The organism is Vibrio sp. JCM 18905, from assembly GCF_055393305.1.
Window position 1 is genome coordinate 985923 of record NZ_AP043880.1, and the last position, 13114, is coordinate 999036.

General features: G+C 46.1%; 12 protein-coding genes. 8 read left to right on the forward strand and 4 right to left on the reverse strand.

Features of this window, described 5'->3' with window-relative positions; genetic code table 11:
- The first annotated feature begins 6 nt into the window (after positions 1–6).
- From dnaE to ACZ5ZC_RS21285, 6 genes are all read left to right on the forward strand, one after another.
- On the forward strand, positions 7–3486 hold the full coding sequence (gene dnaE / locus ACZ5ZC_RS21260) for a DNA polymerase III subunit alpha (protein WP_006741668.1): 3480 nt from the start codon (positions 7–9) through the stop codon (positions 3484–3486).
- A gap of 46 nt (positions 3487–3532) precedes the next feature.
- Positions 3533–4492 (forward strand): acetyl-CoA carboxylase carboxyl transferase subunit alpha, encoded by a 960-nt coding sequence (accA, locus tag ACZ5ZC_RS21265; RefSeq protein ID WP_005380365.1) that lies wholly within the window; start codon positions 3533–3535, stop codon positions 4490–4492.
- 106 nt (positions 4493–4598) lie between these two features.
- Complete coding sequence (tilS, locus tag ACZ5ZC_RS21270) at positions 4599–5909, forward strand: tRNA lysidine(34) synthetase TilS (protein ID WP_464932266.1); 1311 nt, start codon at positions 4599–4601, stop codon at positions 5907–5909.
- 70 nt (positions 5910–5979) lie between these two features.
- Entirely contained in the window at positions 5980–6294 is a 315-nt protein-coding gene (locus ACZ5ZC_RS21275) for a c-type cytochrome (protein WP_012841507.1), read from the forward strand.
- 187 nt (positions 6295–6481) lie between these two features.
- Positions 6482–6820 carry a nitrogen regulatory protein P-II gene (glnB, locus tag ACZ5ZC_RS21280; RefSeq protein WP_005436810.1) on the forward strand — a complete coding sequence of 113 codons (339 nt, stop codon included), beginning with the start codon at positions 6482–6484 and terminating at the stop codon, positions 6818–6820.
- A 139-nt stretch (positions 6821–6959) separates the two neighbouring features.
- Positions 6960–7805 (forward strand): endonuclease/exonuclease/phosphatase family protein, encoded by an 846-nt coding sequence (locus tag ACZ5ZC_RS21285; RefSeq protein ID WP_054867192.1) that lies wholly within the window; start codon positions 6960–6962, stop codon positions 7803–7805.
- Position 7806: 1 nt separating this feature from the next.
- On the opposite strand, the gene ACZ5ZC_RS21290 is transcribed toward ACZ5ZC_RS21285, so the two are convergent.
- From ACZ5ZC_RS21290 to gloB, 3 genes are all read right to left on the reverse strand, one after another.
- Entirely contained in the window at positions 7807–8493 is a 687-nt protein-coding gene (locus ACZ5ZC_RS21290; RefSeq protein ID WP_046875508.1) for a YIP1 family protein, read from the reverse strand.
- The gene (locus tag ACZ5ZC_RS21295) at positions 8490–10073 is read right to left on the reverse strand and encodes a lytic transglycosylase (protein ID WP_104969700.1); all 1584 of its coding nucleotides are present in this window, start codon (positions 10071–10073) and stop codon (positions 8490–8492) included. Before ACZ5ZC_RS21295 ends, ACZ5ZC_RS21290 begins: the two co-directional genes overlap by 4 nt.
- Positions 10074–10328: 255 nt before the next feature.
- Positions 10329–11087, reverse strand: coding sequence for a hydroxyacylglutathione hydrolase (gloB, locus tag ACZ5ZC_RS21300; RefSeq protein ID WP_006741673.1), 759 nt, complete (start codon positions 11085–11087; stop codon positions 10329–10331).
- 37 nt (positions 11088–11124) lie between these two features.
- On the opposite strand from gloB, the gene ACZ5ZC_RS21305 reads away from it, so the two are divergent.
- Positions 11125–11871: a class I SAM-dependent methyltransferase gene (locus ACZ5ZC_RS21305; protein ID WP_012841508.1), complete on the forward strand. Its 747-nt coding sequence runs from the start codon at positions 11125–11127 to the stop codon at positions 11869–11871.
- On the opposite strand, the gene rnhA is transcribed toward ACZ5ZC_RS21305, so the two are convergent.
- Positions 11868–12332: a ribonuclease HI gene (rnhA, locus tag ACZ5ZC_RS21310; RefSeq protein ID WP_464932267.1), complete on the reverse strand. Its 465-nt coding sequence runs from the start codon at positions 12330–12332 to the stop codon at positions 11868–11870. The two genes, ACZ5ZC_RS21305 and rnhA, sit on opposite strands and share 4 nt — an antisense overlap.
- A gap of 59 nt (positions 12333–12391) precedes the next feature.
- Here rnhA and dnaQ point away from each other — a divergent pair, with 59 nt between their 5' ends.
- The gene (gene dnaQ / locus ACZ5ZC_RS21315) at positions 12392–13114 is read left to right on the forward strand and encodes a DNA polymerase III subunit epsilon (RefSeq protein ID WP_005380385.1); all 723 of its coding nucleotides are present in this window, start codon (positions 12392–12394) and stop codon (positions 13112–13114) included.

The window sequence follows — 13114 nt, forward strand, 5'->3', positions numbered from 1 at the left end:
CTGTTAATGTCAGATCCCAAATTCATCCACCTGCGTGTTCATAGTGACTTCTCGATGGTGGATGGCCTCAACAAAGTTCCGCCAATCGTAAAGAAAGTTGCTGAGCTCGGTATGCCCGCAATGGCGTTGACCGACTTTACCAACCTATGTGGTTTGGTGAAGTTTTACGGTACAGCACATGGCAGTGGTGTTAAACCGATCATTGGTGCTGACTTTAAAATGCAGTCGGACGAGTTTGGTGAAGAGCTGACACAAGTGACTTTGCTTGCGGCGGATAATGTAGGTTATAAGAACCTGACGTTATTGATATCAAAAGCGTACTTACGTGGACATGTTCAACACCACCCGGTGATTGATAAAGCCTGGTTGGCTGAAATGTCTGAAGGCCTGATTGTATTATCCGGCGGTAAAAGCGGGGAAATTGGTCGCGGCCTTTTGAAAGGCAACCGTCAAATAGTGCAAGGGTGTGTTGATTTTTATAAACAGCATTTTCCAGATCGCTTTTATCTTGAGTTACTTCGTACCGGTCGTCCAGATGAAGAGACTTATCTTCACTTTGCAGTTGAATTGGCAGAGCAGCAAGACTTGCCAGTAGTGGCGACCAATGAAGTTGTATTCCTGAGTCCAGACCTATTTGATGCTCATGAAATACGCGTAGCGATTCACGATGGTTACACATTAGAAGATCCGCGCAGGCCAAAAAACTACAGTCCGCAGCAATATCTTCGTACAGAAGAAGAAATGTGCGAGCTGTTTGCTGATATTCCTGAAGCGTTAGAAAACAGTGTCGAGATAGCGAAGCGTTGTAACGTGACTGTGCGCTTAGGGGAGTACTTCCTACCAGCCTTCCCAACTGAAGGGATGAAAGAGACTGAGTTCTTAGTCATGAAATCCCGAGAGGGCTTGGAAGAGCGTTTAGAGTTCCTATTTCCAGATGAGGAAGAGAGGAAACGTCGTCGCCCTGAATATGATGAACGTCTTCAGATAGAGCTAGATGTTATCAATCAAATGGGATTCCCTGGTTACTTCTTGATCGTAATGGAGTTCATCCAGTGGTCAAAAGATAATGGAATTCCTGTAGGTCCTGGACGTGGTTCCGGTGCCGGCTCTTTGGTGGCTTACGCATTAAAAATCACCGACCTGGATCCATTAGAATACGACTTGCTGTTCGAACGTTTCTTGAACCCAGAACGTGTCTCGATGCCCGATTTCGACGTCGATTTCTGTATGGATAAACGTGACCAGGTTATTGACCACGTTGCGGAAATGTACGGTCGTGACGCGGTGTCTCAGATCATCACGTTTGGTACCATGGCGGCAAAAGCGGTAATCCGTGACGTTGGCCGCGTATTGGGTCATCCATTTGGTTTTGTTGATCGTATTTCAAAGCTGATCCCGCCCGATCCGGGCATGACGCTAGATAAGGCGTTTAAAGCGGAACCTGCACTACCTGAATTGTATGAGGCCGATGAAGAAGTCAAAGAACTTATCGACATGTGTCATATTTTGGAAGGCTGTACGCGAAACGCCGGTAAACACGCTGGTGGTGTTGTAATTTCACCTACAACAATTACCGATTTTGCGCCAATTTATGCAGACGCTGAAGGTCACTTTCCGGTTACTCAATTTGATAAAAACGATGTTGAGACCGCTGGCCTAGTTAAGTTTGACTTCTTGGGCCTACGTACCTTAACCATTATTGACTGGGCGTTAGGGCTGATTAACCCACGTCTAGAGCGAGAAGGTAAGGAGCCGGTTCAAATTGAATCCATACCGTTAGAAGACCCTGCCTCTTTCCGTTTGTTGCAAAACTCTGAAACGACAGCAGTATTCCAGCTTGAATCTCGAGGCATGAAAGAGCTGATCAAACGACTTCAGCCAGACTGTTTCGAAGATATTATCGCATTGGTAGCACTCTTCCGTCCGGGTCCTTTGCAATCGGGCATGGTAGATAACTTTATCGACCGTAAACATGGCCGAGAGGCGATCTCTTATCCAGATGAAAAGTGGCAACACGAGTCGCTAAAAGAGACGCTTGATCCAACCTACGGCATCATCCTGTACCAAGAGCAGGTAATGCAGATTGCGCAGATCTTAGCGGGTTACACGCTAGGTGGTGCGGACATGCTCCGTCGTGCAATGGGTAAGAAAAAGCCAGAAGAGATGGCAAAACAACGTGCTATCTTTGAAGAAGGTGCGATAAAGAACGGTATCGATGGCGAGTTGGCGATGAAAATCTTCGACTTGGTAGAGAAGTTCGCCGGTTATGGCTTTAACAAATCACACTCTGCTGCTTATGCATTGGTTTCTTATCAGACTCTTTGGCTGAAAACACATTATCCTGCCGAATTTATGGCTGCGGTAATGACAGCCGATATGGATAACACGGAAAAAGTCGTTGGCTTGGTCGATGAGTGTTTCCGTATGAAGCTCACCGTGCTGCCACCAGACATCAACTCTGGCCTATATCGCTTTAATGTTGATGAAAATGGCGCAATTGTTTACGGTATTGGTGCGATAAAAGGGGTAGGTGAAGGTCCTATCGATGCGATTCTTGAGGCGAGAAATAAAGGTGGTCACTTTAAAGACCTATTTGATTTCTGTGCTCGAGTTGATCTAAAACGCGTCAATAAACGAGTGATAGAGAAGCTGATTTACGCGGGCGCGTTAGATCGACTAGGTCCACACCGCGCGGCGATGATGGCATCACTCAATGATGCGGTAAAAGCGGCAAGTCAACATCACCAAGCCGAGGCGTTTGGTCAAACGGATATGTTTGGTGTGCTAACGGATGCGCCTGAAGAAGTAGAGCACAAGTATACGCAAGTTCCGCCTTGGCCAGAAAAAGTGTGGTTAGAGGGCGAGCGTGATACCCTAGGCCTATATTTGACAGGGCACCCAATTAACGCCTACGTAAAGGAACTAAACAAATACACCAGTTGTCGACTAAAAGACGCAACGCCAACGCGTCGCGACCAATCTGTCACGGTGGCAGGTCTGGTTATTGCAGCTCGTGTAATGACGACTAAGCGTGGTACACGAATTGGCATTATGACACTGGATGACCGAAGTGGTCGCATGGAAGTGATGTTGTTCTCAGATGCACTGGATCGATACGCTGAACTTCTCGAAAAAGACAGAATTTTGGTCGTTTCTGGACAGGTCAGCTTTGATGACTTCAACGGTGGCCTTAAAATGTCGGCGCGTGAAGTTATGGATCTCGGCAGTGCGCGCGAGAAATACGCTCGTGGTTTGTCGGTATCGATAGATGCAACTCAGATCAACGATCAGTTTTTTGAGCAGTTCAGCCGTATTTTAGAACCGCACAAAGCCGGAACCGTACCCGTCAATGTATACTACCAGCGTGCCGACGCCAGAGCGCGGTTAACATTGGGCACCGAGTGGCGAGTAACGCCAAGTGATACATTACTCGACGATTTAAAACAGTTACTTGGCAAAAGCCAGGTAGAACTCGAATTTAACTAAAAATTCAGCGCAATATGTTAGACGCTGAGTAAACAAGGATTCATAGATGAGCCTAAACTTTCTTGAATTTGAAAAGCCAATTGCAGAACTAGAAGCGAAAATTGAAGCATTACGTGATGTCTCTCGTCACGGTGGTGATTCTGCAATTGACCTGGATAAAGAAATCGAACAGCTTGAGAAGAAAAGCTTAGAGCTGAAGAAAAAAACCTTCAGCGACCTAGGCGCATGGGAAACAGCTCAACTGGCTCGTCACCCACTACGTCCTTACACGCTGGATTACATCCAACACGCTTTTGAGGAGTTTGATGAATTAGCGGGTGACCGCGCGTTTGCAGACGACAAAGCGATTGTGGGTGGCATGGCTCGCCTTGAAGGCCGTCCAGTGATGATCATCGGTCATCAAAAAGGTCGTGAAACCAAAGAGAAAGTGAAACGTAACTTTGGTATGCCAAAACCAGAAGGTTACCGTAAAGCGCTACGTTTGATGGAAATGGCTGAGCGTTTCAACATGCCGATCATCACATTTATCGATACGGCTGGCGCGTACCCAGGTGTGGGCGCAGAAGAGCGTGGTCAATCTGAAGCTATCGCGAAAAACCTAAAAGTGATGTCTGGTCTTAAAGTGCCAGTAATCTGTAACGTTGTTGGTGAAGGTGGTTCAGGCGGCGCACTAGCAATTGGTGTAGGCGACTACGTGAACATGCTTCAGTACTCTACATACTCAGTAATCTCTCCTGAAGGTTGTGCTTCAATCTTATGGCGTGATTCTGACAAAGCACCGCAAGCTGCAGAAGCGATGGGTCTAACTGCTCCTCGTCTTAAAGAGCTTGAACTGATCGACGAAATCATTGAAGAGCCACTAGGCGGCGCTCATCGCGATCATGTTCAAATGGCAGCGAATATGAAAGCAACACTACTTCGTCAGCTAGAAGATCTAGAACAATTGGATGAAGAGACGCTACGTGAACGTCGTTACCAGCGCCTAATGAGCTACGGTTACTGTTAATTTCGGTGATTGCTATTAAGCGTTAGCTGATATCTCAAGTGATAACAGTTAAAATAGAAAGGGTTGGATGAGAGTCCAGCCCTTTTTTGTACCTATCGGATCGCTTATGGAATCGCTTTACCCGCATTTTGCTCAAGTTCTCGGCCGCTACTATCAATCAGGCACTAAGGTTGTCTTGGCGTTTAGCGGAGGAGTGGATTCACGTCTTTTACTCGAATTACTCAGTCGCTATCAACAAGCGCATTCGATAGAGTGTCACGCTGTGTATGTGCACCATGGTTTGAGCTCGAATGCCGATGATTGGGCCGATAAATGCTTACTTTGGGCAAAACAAGTGGGCATATCATGCTCGATTGAGCGAGTGAGCTTAGACATCAGCAATGGTGAAAGTATTGAACTTCTTGCTCGTGAAGCTCGCTATCAAGCCTTAACTAAGTACATTCAAGAAGGCGATATACTGTTGACCGGCCAACATGCTGATGATCAACTAGAGACTTTTCTCCTTGCTCTTAAGCGAGGCAGCGGGCCAAAAGGGTTATCTTCGATGGCGGAGAGTATGCCGTTTTCTGGCGGATCCCTAGTTCGACCATTGCTTACTATCAAGCGGAAGACCATCGAAGACGCGGCTACTAAGTTAGGCTTGGAGTGGGTGGAAGACGAAAGCAACCAAGATACTCGTTATGATCGTAACTTTCTTCGTCATTGTGTTATCCCTGAATTGTCTGGTCGCTGGCCTAGTATCCATCAAGCGGTTCAGCGCAGTGCAAGCCTATGTGCTCAACAAGAAGCGCTATTGGATGAACTATTGAGCGCGGTGTTTGAACGCGCTTTACAAACGGATCTAAGTTTGAGTATTGAAGAACTGGCTAAGCACAGTGAATTAGCGCGTGCGCGCTTGATTCGTATGTGGCTGGCTAAGCTTAATACTAGTATGCCGACTCAGGTACAACTCAATCTTATCTGGAATGAAGTCGCATTAGCTCAGCAAGATGCCAACCCCAAACTACAACTTAAGCAAGGTGAAGTGCGCCGTTTTCGAAATCGTCTCTATTGGGTAACGGAAATCGCTGACGTCACTGAGTGGCAAAGTACGATTCAAGTCGATACCGTTTTATCGCTTCCAGAGCAGCTAGGGGAGCTGACCTTAACGACGAGTTCTAGCAACGCAACGATTGCGCTTCCGAGTCAGCCAGAATTGCTTCGCGTGACCTTTAATCCGGAAGGCTTATCAGCGCATCCAACCACGCGTAATCACAGTCGAAAACTGAAGAAGTTGTTCCAAGAATACAACGTGCCAAGCTGGCTGCGTCGTCAAATTCCGATTTTGATGTATCAAGACCGAGTCGTTGCTGTGGCAGATCTGTTCGTTGATCAGGCGTTTAATGGTCAAGATTGTGAACTTATTTGGCGCAGGTAATGAAAATTCATGCCACAATGTCGATTATAAAATATAAAAATCCTTAAATAATAATTGATTAGGTGAAGCAATGAAGAAAACAATCATGGGCGCAATGGTGGCGCTAACCATGCTCAGTGGGCAGGCTCTAGCTGCGGGAGATGCCACAGCAGGTCAAGCAAAGGCAGGAGTATGCGCAGCATGTCATGGCGCCGACGGTATTGCTGTCATTCCGGGTTACCCAAACCTGAAAGGGCAAAACGAGCAATATATTATCAGTTCAATTAAAGCCTATAAAAACAAAGAGCGAACAGGTGGTCTTGCTGCTGTTATGCAAGCTCAAGCTTCACTGTTGTCTGATGAAGATATCGCTAATCTAGCGGCTTACTACGCAAGTTTGAAGTAAACGCGAGTCTGAAAAAGCTTGGACGATTGGGCATTGAGCAGTCCTCATTGGGGTTTTATCAACTCACGATATTCGTCATGTTAATTTGCTCAATCTGGATTTTCGCTGGTAGATCAGAGACAAACATTGAATGTTGCGAAACGCTAAACGATAATAAGCACAATCGATTGAAGCTTAAGGGATGAACATGAAAAAAATTGAAGCGATTATCAAGCCATTTAAATTGGATGATGTTCGAGAAGCGCTAGCTGAAGTTGGCATTACAGGGATGACCGTCTCTGAAGTGAAAGGCTTTGGTCGCCAAAAAGGTCACACCGAGCTTTACCGTGGTGCAGAGTACATGGTGGACTTTCTGCCTAAAGTGAAGCTCGAAATCGTTGTAACGGAAGATGTGGCTGATAAATGCGTAGAGACGATCATTGAAACCGCGCAAACCGGCAAAATTGGTGATGGTAAAATCTTTGTGACTGATGTTGAGCGTGTGGTTCGTATTCGTACTGGTGAAGAAGACGAAGACGCGATCTAAGGTTTCTTGTTACCTGTCTCGTATTTATTATGCTAAAAGGGAGCCAAGTGGCTCCTTTTTTGTTTTTTACTTTCAGTGAAATCCAATAACCCGAGGTTGGTTGTTCCAGTTTTAGGGTGTGTATATTCAGGTTTGTCGTATGTTTAAGCGTTTTTTTCTGGCGTTAGCTTTTCTTATTATGGCGGTATTGGTCGGCTTCCAGGTTATTTTCACCGTACCAGATCAGCCGCAAATCATTACTCAAACAGGTTCAGAGCTGACGCAGGATATTAGGTGTATCGAATTTAGCGGCTCAAAAGCTCTGGATCAGGGCGGTGAAATCAATGTACTTGTCTGGAATATCTACAAACAGAACCGGACTAATTGGCAAAGCGCACTCAATGAATTCTCTGCTGATAAGCAGCTTCTGTTATTGCAAGAAGCCAGCATGACACCATCTTTTAAGCAATGGTTGGTGGATGGCAACTGGGTCAGCAACCAAGTGAGTGCCTTTAAGGCGCTGGGCAGCGGTGCGGGTGTGATTAGTATCGCTCAAGGGCAACCAGAAAAAGCTTGTGCTTATACGTCTAAAGAGCCTTGGCTGCGTTTACCCAAGTCTGCACTATACAGCCAATATCAATTAAGCAATGGCGAGAGACTCGCTGTGGTGAATGTACATGCGATTAACTTCACGGTTGGCACGCAAGAGTATGTATCTCAGTTAACGGCGCTTGAAATGCTTTTAAAGCATCATGTGGGGCCAATTCTATTTGCTGGAGACTTCAATAGCTGGAGTGAATCTCGCGTTAATGCGATGCGACAGGCCTTAAAAGCCGCGGACTTGCAAGAAGTGACGTTCTCACCTGATCGTCGAGTCCAATTTATAACGGGATTACCGTTGGATCACGTATTTTACCGAGGACTGACCCTCAAATACGCGAAAGCGCCGCAGAGCGACGCTTCCGATCATAACCCATTGTTACTGTCATTTACGTTAGATGACTAGCTTAGGTCACTACAATATAAAGCGCCCAAATAACGTAGAAGAATACCCATGGCAGGCTTGCAATCACCAAGGCTTGCCCACGTTCAAACTCAGTCCAAGTAAGCACAACACCGTAGCCCAATACAATGTACCAAGGCAGCAGTAGTGGTAGTGAGCTGGCAAAATGCGACCACTCGCTGGTAAGCGGCAGTTTTAATAGACCATTGAGGCTGTTTAAATCTGCTGCGTAAGTCATCACCTGACCATGCTTGAGTAACAGGCTCGCGTAGCTTGCGATATCGCCCAATACTGCTGGGAATAAGATTGCACACGACGCGGCAAACCACTTCCAGTAACCATATTGTTGCTTGCTTGCCTTCGTTGCAAGAAAGAACCAAAGCGCAAGCAACAGTAAGGTGGCAAAGCGGTTGAATACATCATTGATGATCGCACTTGCCATTAGCGTGTTTGGCTCTAATAGCTCAATCTGCTTTGGGTCGATTTGTTGAAACTGCGCGGCTAGTTGGTCACTAAGCCACGTGAAATCGACATTCGAAAAGTAAGCGCCCCAGAATAAAAACGGACTAAGCATCAAGAAGATGAACGGTTGCCATCCCCATCCGCCGCGTTGGTAAAGCGCTAGAAAGCAAGATGTTGGAGAACGAAAAATGTCCAACAGCATCACAAGTGGGTTGCTTGATGGGTTCATACACTTACCTTCGTTACGTCAACGTACAACTTAAGTTTTTGACCTGGTTGTAAGTATTTTTTCTTGTGTAGCGAGTTCCATTTCACGATGTCGTTCGTTTTTACTTTGAACTTGCTTGCAATGCCGCTAATGGTGTCACCGGAGCGAACGTTGTAGAAAACGGTACGAATCACAGCACCTTTGTCTGAGTCCTTCCAAATCACGAGCTTTTGACCAACGCGCAATGGATCTTTAGGGCCCATGCCATTCCATTTTGCTAACGATTTATACGACACTTTATTTTCACGTGCGATTGACCACAAACTTTCTCCAGACTGAACGACATGAGTGAGCTTGAGTTGTCCACGAGCACGTGATTGAGTCTTGCTTAATCGATTTTGTGCCGTTAGTGCGTATTTCGCATCGTCTTTTGTTGACGTCGGAATCAGTAGGTATTGGCCAATACGAATATTGTTATTCGACAGGCCGTTTGCACGTCGAATCACTTTTGTGGTTGTGCCGTATTTATTAGCTAGCACACTTAAAGAGTCACCAGACTTCACCTTGTAGCGAGCGACCTTCATCCCTTTACCACGGTTTTTCTCCACCTTAGTGAGAAAAGTCTCTTTTTTCTCTACCGGAATCAGAAGTTGGTGCGGACCTTCAGGCGCCGTTGACCATTGGTTGTATGCAGGGTTGTAACTTTGTAACTCTTTCACACCAATGCCGGCATAATCTGCAGCAATGGCTAGATCAAGCTGTTCTTTCGGATCGACAAGCGTTAGAACAGGCTTGTTTGGAATCGCAGGAATATTAAGCCCGTACTTGTCTTGGTTTGCGATGACGTCAGCCAAGGCTAGCAGCTTAGGTACGTAACTGCTGGTCTCTTTTGGTAAGTCCAATGAGAAGAAATCGATAGGTTTACCGAGCTTTTTATTTTTACGAATTGCGCTAGAAACACGGCCACCACCACTGTTGTAAGCAGCAATTGCATGCTCCCAGCTACCATCAAAACGCTCGTTTAGTTGTACAAGGTAGTCCAGTGCGGCATCCGTTGCTGCTGCCACATCTCGGCGACCGTCATACCAGTAGTTTTGCTCTAGTCCCATCATCTTTCCGGTGCCAGGGACAAATTGCCACAATCCAGCTGCACTACCATGTGAGTAGGCAAAGGCATCGAATGAGCTTTCCACCACCGGAAGCAAAGCAAGCTCCATTGGAAGTCCACGCTCTTCGATACGTTTTGTGATCATGTATAGAAAAGGAGTCGCACGCTTAGACACCGTGTAAAGGTGATTCGGGTGCTTTAGATACCACGTACGGTAGTAGTCCACTTTCTTATGGTTTGGAATATCCATTTCAAGTTGCATGGCGATACGTTGCCATACATCTTCTTGTTCCTGAGGGGAAAGAACTTTAGGCGCGTCGTTAGCGGATTTTTTTGCTAAAGACGATGTGTTGCCCGGTTGAGCCTTCGCTGCATTTTGTTTTGCAGTCTGCTCAGATTTATTGGTTTCTGGTGTAGAAGACGTTGAGTCTGACTGAGTCAATTGACAGCCAGATAATAACAACGCCAACGCCCAGGTATACTTCAAACGCATGGATTCAGCCTATTTAGGGCCTTTTTATCTTCACCTGCCTGTCGCGCAACACAATGTGCGTGGCAGTCGCAAGATAATAGACATCTTTTAAACACTAACTAATTAATAGAGGCAAAGAGCTTCTAAATTATGCAATGGGGAGAAATTCAAATAGATTTATATCAACCCCAAACGTAAGAGAAGCGCCAGTGGCGCTTCTCGAAAAATCAGCCCCTGATAATACTGGGGTCTTGCAAACTTACAAGCAGAAAATGGTTAAAATTCGTTCTTCCACTCACGCAAAGCAGTAAAAACCGAGCATGGATCGCTATTTTTAATGCGACTAGCAACAGATTGAACCACGTCAGGGTTGGTGGTTCGCAAGAACGGATTAATCCACTTTTCTTTGCGTATTGTTGTTGGAAGTGTCGGAATGTTGAGGGCTCGCAGTCGGTTTACATCATCGCGATATTGACGGAGCTGCTCATTATCAGGCTCAACCGCTAAAGCAAACGCCACGTTACTCGCGGTGTATTCATGCGCGCAGAAGACTTGAGTTTCTTCTGGTAGAGAGGTTAGCTTGTTTAGTGACTCAAACATTTGCTCTGGCGTACCTTCAAAAATACGACCACAGCCTGCGGAAAACAACACGTCACCACAAAACAGTTTTCCGTCTCCAACGTAACCGATATGACCTAAGGTATGGCCTGGTAAACCTAGCACCAAAAAGATTTCGCCAAATAACTCCAGTTTGTCGCCTTCTTCCATGGGGGTGGTTAGGGTTGGAATTGGCTCAGATTTCGGGCCCACAACGGCGACTTCAGGAAAGGCACGCACTAAGTCTGGAACGCCACCAATGTGATCGTTGTGGTGGTGCGTAATTAAAATCGCTTCTAAAGTTAATTCGTTAGCCTGCAAGTATTCTAACACTGGCTTCGCATCGCCCGGATCAACGACTGCGCAACGCTTATCGCTATTTTGTATCAGCCAGATGTAATTATCATTAAATGCGGGTATGCTTTTGATCTCTAACACGATTCGTTCTCCGTCACCCATTTTAGTCAGGTGGTTAATGAAACCAGCACTCAGCAACAAAACTATACCACACCCGTCGACTTGGTCAGCAATGAACAACGGTCCGTGGGTGCTTGAGTCAATCCAGACCCGACTTGATGAATGGTGTCCGAAACTCTTCGGTTACCATATGCTCAAACTGGGCGGGTTGAGCTGTGAGCTAACCAGCTGTAATTGTAACATTCAACACCAAGTCAACGTAGATATCCAGAACCCGTTGCATAATGTGATTGCAGATGGTTACGAATTGCCCTTTTTGGAAAAAAGCTTTGATGTTGTGATTCTCGCTCATCAGCTCGACTATGCAAGCGATCCACACCGTTTGCTACGGGAAGTCGATAGAGTGATGATGGATGATGGTTATTTGATAATCACTGGATTTAACCCACTAAGTTTGACTGGATTAGCGAGTTTGCTTCCATGGCGTAAACATAATTTGCCTTGGAGTGGACGAATGTTTACGTCGAACCGCATCAACGACTGGTTAGGGTTACTTAATTATCAAGTGATTCATTGCGATCGTTACGCGCTGTTTCCGATGAAGCGCTACCGCACGATGTGGACATGGTTGGAAAACAGTCTCGGTGATTGGGCGTCACCTGCAGGGAGTTTGTATTACATTGTGGCACGGAAACGAACATACCCTCTAAAGCCTATCAAACCGCATTGGCGCTTGAAGAAAAAGCTCACACCACTTGGGGTGATGAATCGAGAGGGTAACACTATGAGGAAAGAATCTCGTTAAGAGGGTTGGTAACCAGTATCTTCCTCGGTTGGGTTTTCTGCGGCGGTACGGGCTAGCTCATCACAAATTTCGTTCTCACGATGGCCCGCGTGGCCTTTTACCCAATGCCATTCAACTTGATGGCGTGCGGTTTCTTTGTCTAGAGCTTGCCATAAATCGGCATTCTTAACGGGTTTTTTATCCGCTGTTTTCCAACCACGCTTCTTCCAGTTATGGATCCACTGAGTAATACCTTGGCGCACATATTGACTGTCAGTCGTTAAAGTGACTCTGCAAGGTTGTTTTAACGTCTGCAGCGCGACGACAGCCGCCAACATTTCCATGCGGTTGTTGGTGGTTAACGTGTAGCCTTTGGAAAGCGTCTTTTCTACGTCTTTGTAACGCAATACAATGCCGTAACCACCTGGTCCTGGGTTACCTAAACAAGAACCGTCAGTGAAAATCTCAACGTGTTTGGTCATATTTTTTGGTACTATTAGCCGAAACATTTAATAAAGCATAGTCTGACATACATAACCTTATGAATACCAGCAGCAATTCTGAATATAACCGCATTGTCGTTCTCGATACCGAAACCACAGGTATGAACCGCGAGGGTGGTCCTCACTACATGGGACACCGCATTATTGAAATCGGTGCCGTGGAGATCATCAACCGTAAGCTGACTGGTCGTCACTTCCACGTTTATTTAAAACCCGATCGTGAAATCCAACCAGAAGCGGTTGAAGTTCACGGTATTACGGATGAATTCTTGGTTGATAAACCGGAATACGCGAGCGTGCACCAAGAGTTTCTTGAGTTTATTAAAGGCGCAGAACTTGTTGCCCACAACGCACCCTTCGATACGGGCTTTATGGATTACGAGTTTGGCATGCTCGATCCCAACATCGGCAAAACGGACGACTACTGCAAGGTGACCGATACCCTTGCTATGGCGAAGAAAATCTTCCCTGGTAAGCGAAACAACCTTGATATCTTATGTGAACGTTACGGTATTGATAACTCGCACCGTACACTCCACGGAGCTTTGCTCGATGCGGAGATTCTAGCCGACGTTTACCTCTTTATGACGGGTGGTCAAACGAGTCTAGAGTTTAACGCGAATAAACAAGAGGGTGGGGTAGAAACCATTCGCCGTATTGAAGGAAGAAAAGCGCTAAAGGTTTTGCGCGCAAGTGCCGATGAACTAGAAGCTCACCAAAAAAGATTAGAGTTGGTGAACGACTGTATTTGGCATCAATAG